The organism is Acinetobacter pittii, assembly GCF_034064985.1.
Taxonomy (GTDB): domain Bacteria; phylum Pseudomonadota; class Gammaproteobacteria; order Pseudomonadales; family Moraxellaceae; genus Acinetobacter; species Acinetobacter pittii_H.
The window spans coordinates 938,036-953,899 of the sequence record NZ_CP139249.1 but is presented as its reverse complement, the minus strand read 5'-3'; the positions used below and the strand labels follow the sequence as shown (position 1 = coordinate 953,899).

Annotated in this window: 15 protein-coding genes; 10 read left to right on the top strand and 5 right to left on the bottom strand. The window is 39.5% G+C overall.

Annotation, left to right across the window (positions count from 1 at the left end; genetic code table 11):
* Nucleotides 1-3 precede the first annotated feature (3 nt).
* Nucleotides 4-366: a glyoxalase superfamily protein gene (locus SOI76_RS04485; protein ID WP_104079164.1), complete on the top strand. Its 363-nt coding sequence runs from the start codon at nucleotides 4-6 to the stop codon at nucleotides 364-366.
* A gap of 11 nt (nucleotides 367-377) precedes the next feature.
* On the opposite strand, the gene SOI76_RS04480 is transcribed toward SOI76_RS04485, so the two are convergent.
* Entirely contained in the window at nucleotides 378-953 is a 576-nt protein-coding gene (locus tag SOI76_RS04480; RefSeq protein WP_104079261.1) for a nicotinate-nicotinamide nucleotide adenylyltransferase, read from the bottom strand.
* Between the two features lie 109 nt (nucleotides 954-1,062).
* Here SOI76_RS04480 and SOI76_RS04475 point away from each other — a divergent pair, with 109 nt between their 5' ends.
* On the top strand, nucleotides 1,063-1,863 hold the full coding sequence (locus SOI76_RS04475) for an enoyl-CoA hydratase (protein WP_104079165.1): 801 nt from the start codon (nucleotides 1,063-1,065) through the stop codon (nucleotides 1,861-1,863).
* Here the strand turns inward: SOI76_RS04475 and SOI76_RS04470 are convergent.
* The 4 genes from SOI76_RS04470 to purL form a co-directional block, all read right to left on the bottom strand.
* On the bottom strand, nucleotides 1,860-2,177 hold the full coding sequence (locus tag SOI76_RS04470) for a hypothetical protein (RefSeq protein ID WP_005067788.1): 318 nt from the start codon (nucleotides 2,175-2,177) through the stop codon (nucleotides 1,860-1,862). The genes SOI76_RS04475 and SOI76_RS04470 overlap by 4 nt on opposite strands.
* A 67-nt stretch (nucleotides 2,178-2,244) precedes the next feature.
* Complete coding sequence (locus SOI76_RS04465) at nucleotides 2,245-2,370, bottom strand: KGW motif small protein (RefSeq protein WP_002118600.1); 126 nt, start codon at nucleotides 2,368-2,370, stop codon at nucleotides 2,245-2,247.
* Between the two features lie 200 nt (nucleotides 2,371-2,570).
* A complete protein-coding gene (locus tag SOI76_RS04460) occupies nucleotides 2,571-3,776 on the bottom strand; it encodes a multidrug effflux MFS transporter (protein ID WP_205668379.1) in 1,206 nt (401 codons plus the stop codon).
* 82 nt (nucleotides 3,777-3,858) lie between these two features.
* A complete protein-coding gene (gene purL, locus SOI76_RS04455) occupies nucleotides 3,859-7,692 on the bottom strand; it encodes a phosphoribosylformylglycinamidine synthase (RefSeq protein WP_104079166.1) in 3,834 nt (1,277 codons plus the stop codon).
* Between the two features lie 309 nt (nucleotides 7,693-8,001).
* On the opposite strand from purL, the gene dgt reads away from it, so the two are divergent.
* From dgt to tolA, 8 genes are all read left to right on the top strand, one after another.
* Entirely contained in the window at nucleotides 8,002-9,342 is a 1,341-nt protein-coding gene (gene dgt / locus SOI76_RS04450) for a deoxyguanosinetriphosphate triphosphohydrolase (RefSeq protein WP_101662993.1), read from the top strand.
* Nucleotides 9,343-9,433: 91 nt separating this feature from the next.
* A complete protein-coding gene (gene ruvA / locus SOI76_RS04445; RefSeq protein ID WP_104079167.1) occupies nucleotides 9,434-10,033 on the top strand; it encodes a Holliday junction branch migration protein RuvA in 600 nt (199 codons plus the stop codon).
* Between the two features lie 7 nt (nucleotides 10,034-10,040).
* A complete protein-coding gene (gene ruvB, locus SOI76_RS04440) occupies nucleotides 10,041-11,045 on the top strand; it encodes a Holliday junction branch migration DNA helicase RuvB (protein WP_002052424.1) in 1,005 nt (334 codons plus the stop codon).
* Nucleotides 11,046-11,248: 203 nt separating this feature from the next.
* Complete coding sequence (locus SOI76_RS04435) at nucleotides 11,249-12,583, top strand: M20 family metallopeptidase (RefSeq protein WP_104079168.1); 1,335 nt, start codon at nucleotides 11,249-11,251, stop codon at nucleotides 12,581-12,583.
* 211 nt (nucleotides 12,584-12,794) lie between these two features.
* On the top strand, nucleotides 12,795-13,202 hold the full coding sequence (gene ybgC, locus SOI76_RS04430) for a tol-pal system-associated acyl-CoA thioesterase (RefSeq protein WP_001273591.1): 408 nt from the start codon (nucleotides 12,795-12,797) through the stop codon (nucleotides 13,200-13,202).
* A 24-nt stretch (nucleotides 13,203-13,226) separates the two neighbouring features.
* Complete coding sequence (gene tolQ / locus SOI76_RS04425) at nucleotides 13,227-13,925, top strand: protein TolQ (protein ID WP_016140259.1); 699 nt, start codon at nucleotides 13,227-13,229, stop codon at nucleotides 13,923-13,925.
* Nucleotides 13,925-14,377 (top strand): protein TolR, encoded by a 453-nt coding sequence (tolR, locus tag SOI76_RS04420; protein ID WP_016146149.1) that lies wholly within the window; start codon nucleotides 13,925-13,927, stop codon nucleotides 14,375-14,377. The genes tolQ and tolR overlap by 1 nt, the downstream gene beginning before the upstream one ends.
* Before the next feature lie 3 nt (nucleotides 14,378-14,380).
* Complete coding sequence (gene tolA / locus SOI76_RS04415) at nucleotides 14,381-15,784, top strand: cell envelope integrity protein TolA (protein ID WP_104079169.1); 1,404 nt, start codon at nucleotides 14,381-14,383, stop codon at nucleotides 15,782-15,784.
* The last annotated feature ends 80 nt before the right edge of the window (nucleotides 15,785-15,864 follow it).

Sequence of the window (15,864 nt, the reverse complement as noted above, 5' to 3'; positions counted from 1 at the left end):
ATGATGCAATCAGGTTCGATCACCCCTATTTTAAGAATTTTTGATGTCGAGTTAGCTCAATCATTTTATCTTGAGTTCTTAGGTTTTCAGCTTGATTGGCAACACCAATTTGAAGACAACTTTCCGTTATATTTACAAATTTCTAAAGACGATTGCATTATCCATCTATCTGAGCATTTTGGAGATGCGAGTCCCCATAGTGCAATCCGTATTTATTGGGAATATATCTATGAGTTACACAGTGAACTAAGCCAAAAAGACTATAAATTCTCTAAGCCTCAAGTTGAAAAAACAGATTGGGAGACCCTTGAACTCTGTATCACCGATCCTTTTTCCAACCGAATTATTTTTTGGGCAGATGCTTAATCTATATTCACTTACTCAAAATCATCTAAATTAGAGCGGTCATCTTCTTTAAATCGTTGTTGCAGTTGTTGATAAATACGTGTTTTTTTAAACTCATCCAAAAATTGAATAGTACCTATAGGGAAAAATTCCGTTTGGATTTCACCACGATAATAAGCTTCACGCATTGGCGTCGCTGAAATTGAGTCTTTTAGGCTATCGAGTTCAACCATGGTCCATTCTGGAAATAATCTTAAATAATAAGATGACTCATCCTTAAAGTGCCCTATTAGACCAATTTTTGAGTTTGGTTCAATCACACCATTTACTAAAGATTTGACCTGTTTTACCCACTTTTCATCATTATAAACATCGACCACATGCACAAATCGAATACGATTTTGCTCATCTGGTGAAAAATTAGATAAAATCATTTGCTCTCGTTCAACTGCAAGAAACGGATTTTTAATATTACGTTCCATTTGAGCAGAACCTAATGCCAAAATCACATAACGACTTTGTTGTAAGGCAATTTCAATTGTCTGCATATGAGCCAAATGAAATGGTTGAAAACGCCCTATAAAAACGAGATAGTCAAATTTATACATAATTAGATTTTCACTTTTTATGAACTCACCAGTTACCCGCATTACAGAAAATATGCGCCATAATGAGTACCTAAAAATTAACAACTTGGTTTAAAGCAAGGATAGTACGATGACACTTAGCTGTATTCAACAACCTCATCAACATTTACACGAAAATTTAGAAGGTGGCGTACTCACCTTAGCCATAAATCGTCCAGAAGCAAAAAATGCATTATACGGCGAACTTTATTTATGGATTGCTCAAGCTCTAGTTGAAGCCGATCTCAATAAAGACGTCCGAGTAGTTGTTCTACGTGGTGTAGAGCAAGACTTTACCGCCGGTAATGATATGAAAGATTTTATGGGTTTTGTACAAAATCCTAATGCAGGCCCAGCGGGTCAAGTTCCTCCATTCGTACTCCTTAAATCTGCTGCCAGATTATCAAAGCCGCTTATTGTTGCTGTAAAAGGTGTAGCAATTGGTATCGGAGTTACAATTTTATTACATGCAGATTTAGTATTTGCTGATAACACTGCCCTTTTCCAAATTCCATTTGTTAGCCTTGGCCTTTCTCCAGAAGGTGGTGCTAGCCAATTACTTATTCAACAAGCTGGCTATCATAAAGCAGCTGAGCTTCTATTTACTGCGAAAAAATTTAATGCAGAAACTGCAGTACAAGCAGGTTTAGTGAATGAAGTCGTTGAAGATGTTTATGCGACCGCTCAGGCAACTGCTCAACATTTAGCGACTTTACCGCTTGCATCGTTAAAGCAAACCAAAGCATTAATGAAACATGATTTAGATCAAATTATTGAATGTATTGAGCATGAAGCTGAAATCTTTATGCAACGCGTTCAATCTCCAGAAATGCTAGAAGCTGTACAAGCGTTTATGCAGAAACGTAAACCAGATTTCTCACAGTTTAATTAAAAATCAATTTCTATGATTTGAATAAACTCAAAGGCAGGCTCTTCATAAGGATGGCTTGCCTTTAATGCTTTCGCTACAGCCTTTGCATTTTCTTCAATTACAATTGTTTCAACGCGCCACTCATCAACTTGTTCAAGTTCACCCAGCTCTCCGATATAAGGATCTGCACCTTTGACTGGTTTAAATTGCCCGATTCCTTTTACTTGCCATGCGCAGTGTTCATAATTACCGATCCCACCCGCACCAGCAGAAAAAATGGCTTGTTTAGTCGACTCAAGATGTGAATCAGGCACGTAATAAATCAGCTTTAACATGAGTAGAATGACTCCAGACTATTGAACTAGCTTAAATCATACCTTTAAAAAAGCTTTAGAATCAAAGTCAGCTCATCATTACTAGATAATTTGCTCCAATAAAAAGGATTTGAATGGCAAGTGCCAAACCAAATAAACGCCAGCCCTTATCTTTGGTATACATTGTTCTTATGTGATACTTATTTTTCATCATTTTGATCTCCGATTTTTATCGTTGTTACAGAGAAAGCAAAAACTGATCCAATTTTAAACAAACTATAAAGTGTTAAATAGTCGAATGTCTATAGGCTTATAATTTTTCTAAAATGTTAAAAAAAGCTGCCCTCATTTATAGGTAGCTCTTATTTTTAACAAAATTATAAAATTCAGTGTGCTAGCGGTATCTTTATAATTTTAAGCATTGGATTTCTTTAAATATCTGTTCTCATATATTGTCATAGCAAAAGCCAAACCACATAAAATGACGAAGCCAGCAGTCATTGGAATTAATGTACCGTTATATAATTGCCCAATAATAGAGGCTAGAATAAGTGACAAAACAGAAGAAGCTGCACCAATAATAGCCGAAGCCATACCAGCAACATGCCCCATTGGTTCCATCGCAATCGCGTTTAAATTACCAAATAACGTTCCAAATAATAAGAACAGAATGCATGCATAAAGCATAAACATCCAGAATGAAACAGCCACGCCTAAAAGTTGAATTCCTAAGAAAACCAAAGAAATTAAGCATAAGCCCAAAAAGCCATAAATACAGATTGGACGCATACCGAACTTCATCACAATTTTAGAGTTGGTAAATGAAGCGACTCCCATTACACCTGCAAGCACAGCAAAATAAGCACTAAACTCTTCCCCCGTTTTACCAAACTGCTGCATAAAAATTTGTTGAGAAGTTCCCAAATAACCAATAAATCCACCAAAACAAAAACCTGCACATAGCAAATAGCTCATAGTAGTTTTATTACTTACAACTTCTTTAAAGCCCTCTTGAAAAGCTTGCAAGCGCATAGGTAAACGATTTTCGGGAAGTAACGTCTCTTCCAAACGTAAAGCAACCCATGCCCCGACAACTGTGGCATAGACCATATATAAAACAAAGATCTCACGCCAGCCAAAGAAATGAATAATGAGCTGCCCCAAACTTGGTGCAATTGCTGGAGCAACCATAAACACCATCATAATTAAGGACATAATACGTGCCATTTGTGCACCACTGTATTTATCGCGCACAATTGAAATAGAAGCTACGTAAGGACCAGATACTCCAATCCCTTGAATGAAGCGGCCAACTAAAAACCATTCAAAACTTTGTGTGGTAAAGCACAATAAACTTCCCAAAAAATAAATAATAATTCCTGCAAATAAAATGCGCTTACGACCAATCGCATCGGATAGCGGCCCTGCAATGAGTTGTCCTATCGTCATGCCAGAGAAAATACCAATGATGACCCATTGCGTTTGATTATTATTCTTTAAGTCAAAAACTCGTCCAATTTCACCTAAAGCTGGTAAAATTGCATCTATTGAAAAAGAAACAATAGACATGAGTAATGCCATCAGCAGTGCAAACTCACGGAAATGGATTTTTGATTTCATTTTTCTTCTCTACTATTTATTCTATTTAGATTGTACTACATACAAATAAGCCACCTGTCGGTGGCTTATTTCAGTGTTTATATTAACCGATAAACTTACGTGCGTTACGGAACATACGTAACCATGCACCATCTTCAGTCCACTCTTCTGGTTTCCAAGAGTGCTGAATTGCACGGAAAGTACGCTCTGGGTGCGGCATCATAATCGTTGCACGACCATCTTTAGACGTTACACCAGTAATCGCTTCCGGCGAACCGTTCGGGTTCAATGGATAATGTTGAGTCGGGTTACCGTGGCTATCCACATAACGCAATGCAACTTGGTTAGCTGCATTTAAGCTTGCAATGTCAGCTTCGCTTGCAACCGCACGACCTTCACCGTGTGCTACAGCAATCGGTAAAATCGAACCTTCCATTCCATTAAGCAATACAGAAACAGATTTTTCAACACGAACGTTTACGCTACGAGCTTCAAAAACTTCTGACATATTGCGGTGGAAACGTGGCCAGTGGTCAGCACCTGGAATAAGTGGTGCTAATTGTGACAACATTTGGCAACCATTACAGATACCTAAGCTGAATGTATCTTCACGGTGGAAGAACTGTTCAAACTGATCACGTAATTTCGCATTGAACAATACTGATTTTGCCCAGCCACCGCCAGCACCCATTACGTCACCGTAAGAGAAACCACCACAAGTCACTAGACCTTCAAAATCACTTAGGCTAACGCGACCAGCAAGTAAATCACTCATGTGCACGTCAACAGTATTGAAACCAACCTTATCAAAGGCTGCTGCCATTTCAATATGACCATTTACACCTTGCTCACGCAAGATCGCCATATTAGGACGACGTGTGTTAATGAACGGTGCTTCGATAGGTTCATTCAAGTCAAATGTTGGTTTAGCAATTAAACCTTGATGTGATTTATCAGTAATTAAAGCAAATTCTTGGTCAGCAGTTTCAACGTTATCACGTAGACGTTGGATCTGATGAGATACCTCAGACCAAGCTTGTTGTAATTCAGCACGATCTAAAGTCAAACCGTTTACAGATAATTGATCTGTGTTGTTTACACGACCAACTACAGCAATTGCATCTTTTAAGCTAGAAGCAGCAACCTCTGCTTGTAAAGCGTCCCAATCAGCTGCTTTGATTTGAAGAACTGCACCAATTTCTTCAGCAAATAAACTTGCTGGAGTTTGGTCTTCTAATGCAACACCTAAACGTGCAGCAAACATCATTTCAGCAACAGTTGCGAGTAAACCACCATCACCAATGTCATGGTAAGCTTGAATCAAGCCACGGTTGTTCCAATCTTGAATTAAAGCAAAGAACGCTTTGAAATCATCAAAACTATCAACATCTGGAGTGATTGAACCAATTGCCTTATATACTTGAGCAAGAATCGAACCACCTAAACGGAACTGACCTTTAGATAAATCAATACGTACAAGTACTGAATCTTCTAAATTCTTAAGTTCAGGTGTTAAAGTTTTACGAACATCCATTACTGGAGCAAATGCGGTAATTACACCAGTCATTGGAGACGTTACAGCTTTATCTTCGCCGTTGTCATTCCAAGTGGTACGCATTGAAAGCGAGTCTTTACCTACAGGAATCGCGATTCCTAAAGCAGGACACATTTCCATACCAATCGCTTTTACACCTTCGAACAACGCCTGGTCTTCACCTTTTTGACCAGCAGCAGCCATCCAGTTTGCAGAAAGTTTGATATCGCTAACTTGTTCAATGTTTGCACATGCAATATTAGTAATTGCTTCAGCAACTGCCAAACGAGCAGATGCTGCTGGATTTAACAATGCTACTGGCGGACGTTCACCCATCGCCATTGCTTCACCAGTGAAGCCTTGTAAGCTTGTCGTCGTTACTGCTGCATCCGCAACAGGAATCTGCCAACGACCAACCATTTGATCACGTGCAACCATACCTGTAATTGAGCGGTCACCAATGGTGATCAAGAATGATTTAGAAGCAACTGTTGGATTTTTCAATACACGGAAAATCGCATCTTTCAAATCAACTTTTGAAGCGTCAAACTCGTTACCTTTACGCTCAATTGTTTCATAAGAACGTTGCATACGAGGTGTACCACCAAGCATTACTTGCATTGGGATATCAACTGCATTGTTCTGGAACAATGGATCTTCAACAGTTAAATGACGAGCTTCAGTTGCTTCACCTAACACGGCAAATGGACAACGTTCACGAGCACAGATTGATTCGAACTGTTCTAAAGACTCTGGACGAATTGCAAGAACATAACGCTCTTGTGCTTCATTTGACCAGATTTCCATTGGGCTCATGCCCGGTTCTAATGAAGGAATTTTACGAAGGTTAAGAACTGCACCTAACTCATGATCATTCACAAGTTCAGGCATAGCATTTGATAAACCACCAGCACCAACGTCATGTACAGAAACGATTGGGTTGAAGTCTTCTAAACGCCAGCAAGTATCAATCACTTCCTGACAACGGCGTTCCATTTCTGGGTTTTCACGTTGTACAGAAGCGAAATCAAGGCTTTCACCCATTGTACCGCTGTCTACAGAAGATGCTGCACCACCGCCAAGACCGATTAACATTGCAGGGCCACCCAATACAATGAGTAAATCACCTGGTTGAATCGCATCTTTTTCTACATGGTCAGGACGAATGTTACCGTAACCACCAGCGATCATGATTGGCTTATGGAAGCCCTTCACTTCACCATTTACATTTTGTTCAAAAGTACGGAAATAACCATTTAATGCAGGACGACCGAATTCGTTGTTAAATGCCGCGCCACCTAATGGACCTTCAATCATGATTTGTAATGGCGATGCCATACGTGAAGGTTTACCGTAGTTTTCTTCCCAAGGTTGTTCAAAACCAGGAATATTTAAGTTAGAAACTGTAAAGCCTGTTAAACCAGCTTTTGGTTTACCACCACGACCAGTTGCACCTTCATCACGGATTTCACCGCCTGAACCAGTTGCAGCACCAGCAAATGGAGAAATTGCTGTTGGATGGTTGTGAGTTTCAACCTTCATTAAAATATGAGCAGCTTGGCTCTTATATTTATAAACAAAGTGACCGTTTTCATCAGCTTTTGGATAAAAACGCATCGTGTCATAACCAACGATTACAGACGCGTTATCTTTATATGCCGATAAAACGTCAGTTGGAGATTCTTTATAAGTATTTTTAATCATCTGGAACAATGATAATGGTTGTTTTTCACCATCAATTGTCCATTCAGAACCAAAGATTTTGTGACGACAATGCTCAGAGTTTGCTTGTGCAAACATCATCAATTCGATGTCATTTGGATTACGACCAAGCTTACCGAATGCTTCAGTTAAATAATCAATTTCTTGTTCAGATAACGCAAAACCGAACTCATTGTTCGCTTTAACCAAAGCTTCTTTGCCTTGACCTAAGATATCAATTGAATTTAATGGTTTTGGAGCTGTTTCTGAAAATAATGCTTTTGCATCTTCAATTTGAGCAAAAACTGTTTCTGTCATACGGTCATGAAGTACTTGTTTAACTTGATTAGTAATTTCAGAAACACCTTTTAATGTAAATAAAAGACCGCGTTCTAAGCGGTGAACTGGTGTATTACAGTTTTTGAAAATATCAGTTGCTTTAGAAGACCAAGGTGAAATAGTACCCACACGTGGTGTTACTAAAATCTGAATCTCATCACTTGCAGGTTGACGAAGTTCAAAAGACTCACCGTCATTTAATAATTGCAAAGCAGATTGATGTTGCTGCTCGTTGAGCGCTTGATCAAACAAATAGACCCATTGGCTGTCAAAAGATTGAACAGAACTAATTGACGATAAACGTGTTAATAGTTGAGCTTTCTTAAAAGAAGAATGTGCTGCTGCACCGGCCACGATAAACATGTTGATTTTGGCTCCACGGGCAGGTCTTGTGAACCTTACCGCAATGTGACTTTAGAGAGAGCGCATATTCTACTGCGTCTTGCTAAAATCAGCTAGATGTAGAATCAGTATTCTGTAACCTAATTCTGCAAGAAGTGATTTCTTTTTTGTTCAAAATCATTTTTTTAGTCATTCTCGTTAAAAATAAATTGTTTCATGTTTATTCAATAACATAATAAAACCTGAACTAAGACAAACTATGTCGCACCAAGCTAGTGCTTTTAGCTTTTTTTTGGCATGATCAAGCTTTATAGTTTTGAATAATGATAAATGGAACAAATGCGTTGGTTAGAGCTGCTTTCTGCAGTTCGTTTAGGTAGCAAAAAAAGTAGTACAGAACTGGCTCGTAGCCCATTCCATAAAGATTATGACCGCATTATATTTTCTCAAAGTTTTCGTCAGTTAAACCGTAAGACCCAAGTTCACCCTCTAGCACAACATGATGGCATTCACACTCGTTTAACTCACTCCCTTGAAGTTTCCTGCATTGGCCGCTCAATGGGTATGCTTGCCGCAGAAAAAATTAAAAATGAATTACCTGTCTGGATTTCCCCTGCCGATGTCGGTGCAATTATTCAAGCAGCCTGCCTAGCCCACGACATTGGTAACCCGCCTTTCGGCCATGCAGGCGAATATGCGATTCGTGAATGGTTCGATGATGCATCACATGACGATTTTTTAAAAAAACTAAGCCCAGAAGAAGAAGCCGATGTTCGCCAATTTGAAGGCAACGCTCAAGGCTTACGTCTATTAAGCCGCATTGATTATCACCCAGATGATGGAGGTATGCGTTTAACATATGCAACCTTAGGCGCTTATTTAAAGTATCCATGGCTTTCAAAAACAATTGCTTCACAAGGTGATCGACCTTCACATCAACGAGCAAAGTTTGGTTGTTATCAATCTGAAAAAGAAATTTTAAAACAGATCGCTGAACAGCTTGGGCTGATTCAACTCGGTGAATATCATTATTGCCGTCATCCACTCACCTATTTGTTAGAAGCCGCTGATGACATTTGTTATGCCCTCATTGATTTAGAAGATGGCATTGTCTTAAATATGCTGAGTTACCAAGAAGTTGAACCCATTTTCTTAAATCTTATTGCTGACTATGGCCAACCTGAAGAGTTATCTCATCCAAACAGTACATGGCAACAAAAGATCTCAGCATTACGTGGACGAGTTATGAAACGTCTTGTTGATGAAGTGACCACAGCATTTGCCAAAAATCATTATGAAATTATTACAGGTCAGCTTAAAGGCAACCTTTTGCAATATTGTTCACCCGATATTGCAAAAGGTATCGAAACTGCCAAGAATCTGGCACGTGACAAAATTTTTGAGCACCCACAAAAATCTGGTTTAGAAATTATTGCACATCAGAGTTTACAAACGATTTTGGATGCATTTGTACCACTCACAACGCCGCATAAATCTTTAAGCTTTAAAGAACAACGTTTAATGTCTATCCTTAACCTGTATGGTGCTAACTTTAGCAATAATCACTACAGCAATATCATGCAAGTACTCGATATTATCAGTAAGTTTTCAGATCATCAGGCTTATAGCTTGGCTCAAGAGCTACAAGGTAATAAAATCGGCTTGTTTTAAGCTGCCTTAATATAGAAAGAAATACAGCTAGTGTCGTTTTAATACATTTAGAACGACCAGATTTACAGTTATGAATAAGTGAAATTACGCTATGATCGGATGTTTAATTGGCGAAGTGTTTGCCCTAGAAGCCCCAACTGTCTTACTGAATGTAAATGGTGTGGGCTATGAAATTGATACACCACTTTCAACATTTTGCCAATTACAAAAGGGCCAGAAAGTTACGTTATGGACGCATTTGGTTGTACGTGAAGATGCACAGCAGCTCTATGGTTTTAGTGATGCCCAAGAGAAAACAATTTTCCGCACCTTATTAAAAGTAAATGGTGTCGGTCCAAAAATGGCATTAGGCATTTTATCTACGCTAAGCGTTGAACTATTGGTTCACACTATTGAACATGATGATGTGAATACTTTGGTCAAAGTTCCAGGTGTAGGCAAAAAAACGGCTGAACGTTTAATGATCGAACTTCGTGACCGTTTCAAAACATTAGCTCAAGGCACTTCAACTGCGGCGACCATACCTCAAATTCAATTTGCTGCAAACTCTCCTGTCGCTGAAGCAGAAGCTGCATTGCAATCTTTAGGTTATAAGCCACTTGAAGCACAAAAAGCTGTTGCAGCGGTTAAAGCCGATTACACAGAATCAGCCGATATTATTCGTGCTGCTCTCAAATCCATGATGAAGTAAAACACTTATGCAAGACCGTCTAATCAGTGGAACAGAAAAACCTGAAGATCATTTTGATCGGGCTATTCGACCAACTTCTCTTGCCGACTATATTGGACAACCAGTGGTACGCGAGCAAATGGAAATTTTCATTGGCGCTGCTCGTGGTCGTGGTGAAGCTCTCGACCACACACTGATTTTTGGTCCGCCCGGCTTAGGTAAAACCACACTTGCTAATATTATTGCACGTGAAATGGGTGGCAATCTTAAATCGACTTCAGGGCCTGTCTTGGAACGTGCAGGCGATTTAGCGGCAATGCTCACCAATCTTGAAGAAGGCGATGTTTTATTTATTGACGAGATTCATCGTCTTTCACCAGTGATTGAAGAAATCCTTTATCCAGCAATGGAAGATTACCAATTAGATATCATGATTGGTGAAGGCCCTGCTGCCCGTTCAATTAAACTAGATTTACCTCCTTTTACACTTGTTGCTGCGACCACACGTGCGGGCTTGTTGACCTCACCACTACGTGACCGCTTTGGTATTGTGCAACGTCTTGAGTTTTACTCTGTAGAAGACTTGACTCACATTGTGTCACGCTCTGCAAACCTAATGGATGTACCCATTACAGTTGAAGGCGCAGAAGAGGTAGCACGCCGATCACGCGGAACACCTCGTATCGCCAATCGTTTATTACGACGTGTTCGTGACTATGCACAAGTGAAAGGCACAGGCGAAGTGACCCATGAAATGGCGCAGCGTGCGCTTGATATGCTCAATGTTGATAAAGCTGGCTTAGATACCTTAGACAGACGTTATTTGAGCATGCTACTCGAGCGTTTTGATGGCGGTCCTGCTGGAGTTGAAGCGCTTGCAGCAGCGATGGCTGAAGACAGCGGTACGCTTGAAGATGTGATTGAACCTTATTTAATTCAACAAGGTTATGTCATGCGTACTGCACGAGGTCGCATCGCAACTAACCAATCTTATTTACAGTTTGGAATGACACCACCTGAGCCTAAAAACTAACCAAAGGAAGAGAATTTTCTCTTCCTTTTTTAATTTAATCTCTCTACCTAATTAAAATAATAATTGTCTTATCAACAAATTAGCCCCTCTATACCTTTTAGGTCTTCCTTTATACCTTATTGATTTTTTAATATTTTAAAAAACTGAATTATAAGAAATCTAGATAGCAAATCTTATGAACAATAATATTTTAGGATAAGGACATGTACAAAAAAGCCGCTTTGATTTTTCCACTCGCTCTAATGAGCCAGCTAAGCCTAGCAGATTGGGTAAAAGATGTTGCACAACAAAATGAAAATCAGGTCATTCAATTAAGACAACATATTCATGAGCATCCTGAACTTGGCAATATGGAATTTAAAACATCTGCACTAGTTCAAAAAGAATTAAAGTCTTATGGCATTCAAGTCAAAATAGGTTATGCAAAAACAGGCGTAATAGGTATTTTAAAAGGCAATAAACCTGGCCCTATCATTGCGCTTAGAGCCGATATGGATGCACTACCCATGGAAGAAAAAAGTGGTGTGCCATTTGCTAGTAAACAAAAAGCAATTTATCAAGGTAAAGAAACTTATGTGATGCATGCTTGTGGACATGATGCACACACCGCAATGCTAGTAGGGGCAGCAAAAATTCTAGCAGCCAATAAGGATAAAATATCGGGCACAGTTGTCTTTGTTTTTCAACCTGCTGAAGAAGGTGGAGCAGATATAGATAACTTCACACAGGGTGATCAAATCGGCTCACGGAAAATGATCGCAGATGGTGCCTTTAAAGATTATAAACCCGAGGCTATTTTTGGAATGCATGTCATAGCTGGCATGAAAAGTGGACATCTTTATTACAAGGATGGTGCTATTTTAAATAGTGCAGATCATTTACGTATTCAGGTCAACGGCAAGCAGGTTCACGGCTCAACCCCTTGGTTAGGTAGAGATCCGATTTATGCATCGGCACAAATGATTAATAATTTACAGAGCCTTATTAGCCGAAGAACCGATCTAACCAAAGGTATGGGTGTAGTCAGTATTGGCAATATTCAAGGCGGCACGGCAGGTAATGTGATTCCTGAACAGGTCAATATGATTGGTACTATTCGCTCTAATAACGAAGAAATAAGAAATAACATCTTAAAAAGTTTACCCGCCATGATAGAGCATAATGCTCAAGCCAATGACGTGACTGCTAAAGTTGAAATTGCGCCTTATGCTCCAGTAACTATGAATGACAAGGCGCTTACTCAATTTATTCAGCCAACATTAGCCAAAGTTGTTGAAGCTTCAAAACTACATGTTTTGGACCACAATGAGAGCGCAAGTGAAGATTTTGCTTATTATGGAAAATTAATGCCCTCATTCTTTGTTTTCTTAGGTGCAACACCAGAAAACCAAGACTTAAGCCAAGCTGCACCTAATCATAGTCCTTACTTTATTGTAGATAATAAAGCCTTAAAAATAGGAACTGAACTACATGTAAGGTTCGTATTAGATTACCCGAATATATCAAAACAAGTTCAAACTGCATGGAAACCTTCTTAACTTAAAAGTAAGCTGGTCATAGAGTTCACCGTTTTTAGACTAGAAGTACAGCAATCGCAATTGAAAGGTTGTGCCATAGGACTTAGTATGCAATCTGCTAAACTGCCCCGTATTTAAAGCATATGCGTGGCTTCAAATAAAATGAATATTTTATTCAGTAGCCATAATTGAAATGCAAAGCTCTATAGTGAACTAAAAACGGAATACTCTCATGGCGAATCATTTTGAATTCAACATTCGTGTTTATATTGAAGATACGGACGCAGGTGGTATTGTTTACCATGCCAACCATATTCGCTATATGGAACGTACCCGTACTGAATGGCTCCGCGCTGCTGGCGTTGATCATTACTGGCACCAAAAAGACTACAACTTTGTCGTATATAAAATTGACGTAAAATATATGCGTCCTATTTTAATGGATGATTTAATTACTGTTACAGCACGTGTAGTTTCATGTAAAGCTGCGTCATTTGTGTTGCAACAAAATATTTATCGTGGTGAAATCTTGCTTGCTTCTGGTGAGGTTGAGTTGGCATGTTTAAGTAAAGACTTAATGCCTCGTCGTCTTCCAGAAGAAATACGTGATCTTATTCGTAAAGAATTGGAACAAGACTAAAAAAACAACCGGCATATGTAACCTATGGCAACAAACATTGAATCAACCCTGCATATTTCTGACCTTATTTTACAAGCAAGTCCAGTCGTTCAGTTGGTCATGCTAATTTTATTGTTAGCATCGATCTTTAGTTGGTATCTGATTGCCAAGTTACATATGAGTTATAAAAAAGCACATCAAGACGATGAACATTTCCAAAAAATGTTCTGGTCTGGTGCCGAACTCAATACGCTTTATAACAATGCTCAACTCAACTCAAAGCGCTCTGGGCTTGAAGATATTTTTTATCAAGGGTTGAGCGAATTTTTTAAACTCAAAAAACGTCAGGCTCCTGTTTCTCAAACGATTGAAGGCACTGAGCGTATTTTGCGTGTAGGTTTGAGTCGTGATCAGAGCCATTTAGAATATGGTTTAGGGACTTTAGCAAGTATCGGTTCTGTAGCGCCTTACATCGGTCTATTCGGTACCGTATGGGGTATTATGAATGCCTTTATCGGTTTGGCTGCCGTTGATCAAGTAACTCTGGCAACTGTTGCACCGGGTATTGCCGAAGCACTTATTGCAACTGCAATTGGTTTGTTTGCCGCAATTCCAGCTGTATTGGCTTTTAACCATTTCACTGCTAAAAGTGAAAGTGTTTATTCTGATCGCGCTTTATTTGCTGAAGAGATGATTGCTTTATTGCAACGTCAATCTGTGGGTTCATCACAGGAAGATGCATAATGGCAATACAGCGTTCAGGGCGCTTTGAGCGCATAAAAAAACCATTAAAAAGTGATATGAACGTCGTACCTTATATTGACGTTATGCTCGTGCTTTTGGTTATTTTTATGGTAACTGCTCCTATGATTACCAGTGGTATCAAGGTAGATTTACCTCAAGCAAACAACCATCCAATCGAATCAAAAGATATGCCTGCCATGGTAACAATTGGCAAAGATGGCAATATTTATCTTCAGTATGAAGATTACAAAGATAATGAACCATTATCTCGTGAAAAGCTCGAAGCAGTTTTAAGCGATGCTCAAAAACAAGCTGAACAAGAAAACAAACAACTCACAGTTTTAGTCAATGGTGATAAGTCTCGTCCTTATGGAGAAGTCGTATCATTAATGGCGAGTTTACAAGAAGCAGGTTTAACTCAAGTTGGCCTTCTGACAGAGCCTTTAAAATAAGCTATGAACAAAGATCAAAAGCCGCCCTTTAAACAAAATGCGATTGCATTGAGCTTTACACTCGGAGTTCATGCAATTGCCATTGTTGGCTTGCTTTTTTTAGGCTTGAGTAAACCACCTGAACAGCCAAAAAAGCTAACGACTATTTTAGTTAAGCCAGAAGATTTACCCCCTCCTTTAGCCAAAGAAATTGAACAAGAGACTACAGCTACGAATGAAGCAAAAGAGGTATTAGCCCCTATTGTTGATGAAACCCTACCTCAAAATCTTCCAGTTGTACCTCCGCCTCCAACAGCTCAACAACTTGCTGCTCAAAAGCAAAAGGCCGAACAGGTCCAGCAAGCCAAGTTGGCTGAGCAAAAACGTAAAGCTGAAGAAGCTGCGAAAGCGAAACAAGCAGCAGAACAGCAACGCATAGAGGAAACTCAAAAACAGCAGGCTGAAGCTAAACGCCAAGCTGAGGCTAAAGCAAAATCAGAAGCTGAACAAAAACGTAAGGCTGAACAAAGTGCAAAAGCTGATGCTGAAGCTAAAGCCAACCAAAAAGCTGCTGAAGACGCTAAACGTAAAAAAGCTGAAGCAGATGCAAAATTAAAACGTGAAGCTCAAAAGGCTGAAAACGCTAAACTTCAAGCACAACAAGAAGCTAAACGAAAAGCCGAAGCTGATGCTAAAGCTAAGCAACAAAAAGCTGCTGACGATGCTAAACGTAAAGCTGAAGCAGATGCTAGAGCGAAACAGCAAAAAGCAACTGAAGACGCTAAACGTAAAGCTGAGGCCGATGCTAAAGCCAAGCAGCAAAAGTCTGCTGATGATGCTAAACGTAAAGCGGAAGCCGATGCAAAAGCTAAACAGCAAAAAACTGCTGACGATGCTAAACGTAAAGCTGAGGCTGATGCGAAAGCTAAACAACAAAAAGCTGATGATGCTAAACGTAAAGCTGAGGCTGATGCGAAAGCTAAGCAACAAAAAACTGCTGACGATGCTAAACGCAAAGCTGAGGCTGATGCTAAAGCCAAGCAAAAAGCTGCTGACGATGCTAAGCGTAAAGCTGAAGCGGAGGCCGAAGCCAAAGCTGCATCTGCTCAAAAAGCACAAGAAGAAGCAGCTCAAAAGAAAGCTGAAGCTAAAAAAGTTGCTTCTTCAGCTAGACGCGATTTTGAACAAAAAATTCGACGCTCTTGGGATGTTCCAACTGGTAGTAGCGGTAAAACAGTTGGTGTTCGTTTTACCCTCTCCGATTCGGGAAGCGTTAACTCTATTGTGATCACGCGTTCAAGTGGTGATGATGCCTTAGACGCAAGTATTAAAGCTGCAATTCAAGCCGCAGCGCCATATCCTATGCCATCAGATCCAGATGCAAGGCGTGAAGCAAGAAGTGTTAGCTCTACATTTAGAGCGCAATAATTTTGAAAGAGTTACATGCTTTAAATAGTTTAAGGCATGTAACTATGCTACAAAATCAACAGTCACAAAAATACCTGCTA

Bases quoted from the DNA above. Each gene is read 5' to 3' on its own strand.
- SOI76_RS04460 (WP_205668379.1), bottom strand. From the start codon at position 3,776: ATGAAATCAAAAATCCATTTCCGTGAGTTTGCACTGCTGATGGCATTA.
- tolR (WP_016146149.1), top strand. From the start codon at position 13,925: ATGGCAATACAGCGTTCAGGGCGCTTTGAGCGCATAAAAAAACCATTA.
- ruvA (WP_104079167.1), top strand. From the start codon at position 9,434: ATGATCGGATGTTTAATTGGCGAAGTGTTTGCCCTAGAAGCCCCAACT.
- tolA (WP_104079169.1), top strand. From the start codon at position 14,381: ATGAACAAAGATCAAAAGCCGCCCTTTAAACAAAATGCGATTGCATTG.
- ybgC (WP_001273591.1), top strand. From the start codon at position 12,795: ATGGCGAATCATTTTGAATTCAACATTCGTGTTTATATTGAAGATACG.
- ruvB (WP_002052424.1), top strand. From the start codon at position 10,041: ATGCAAGACCGTCTAATCAGTGGAACAGAAAAACCTGAAGATCATTTT.
- tolQ (WP_016140259.1), top strand. From the start codon at position 13,227: ATGGCAACAAACATTGAATCAACCCTGCATATTTCTGACCTTATTTTA.
- SOI76_RS04475 (WP_104079165.1), top strand. From the start codon at position 1,063: ATGACACTTAGCTGTATTCAACAACCTCATCAACATTTACACGAAAAT.
- dgt (WP_101662993.1), top strand. From the start codon at position 8,002: ATGGAACAAATGCGTTGGTTAGAGCTGCTTTCTGCAGTTCGTTTAGGT.
- SOI76_RS04435 (WP_104079168.1), top strand. From the start codon at position 11,249: ATGTACAAAAAAGCCGCTTTGATTTTTCCACTCGCTCTAATGAGCCAG.
- SOI76_RS04465 (WP_002118600.1), bottom strand. From the start codon at position 2,370: ATGATGAAAAATAAGTATCACATAAGAACAATGTATACCAAAGATAAG.
- purL (WP_104079166.1), bottom strand. From the start codon at position 7,692: ATGTTTATCGTGGCCGGTGCAGCAGCACATTCTTCTTTTAAGAAAGCT.
- SOI76_RS04485 (WP_104079164.1), top strand. From the start codon at position 4: ATGCAATCAGGTTCGATCACCCCTATTTTAAGAATTTTTGATGTCGAG.
- SOI76_RS04480 (WP_104079261.1), bottom strand. From the start codon at position 953: ATGTATAAATTTGACTATCTCGTTTTTATAGGGCGTTTTCAACCATTT.
- SOI76_RS04470 (WP_005067788.1), bottom strand. From the start codon at position 2,177: ATGTTAAAGCTGATTTATTACGTGCCTGATTCACATCTTGAGTCGACT.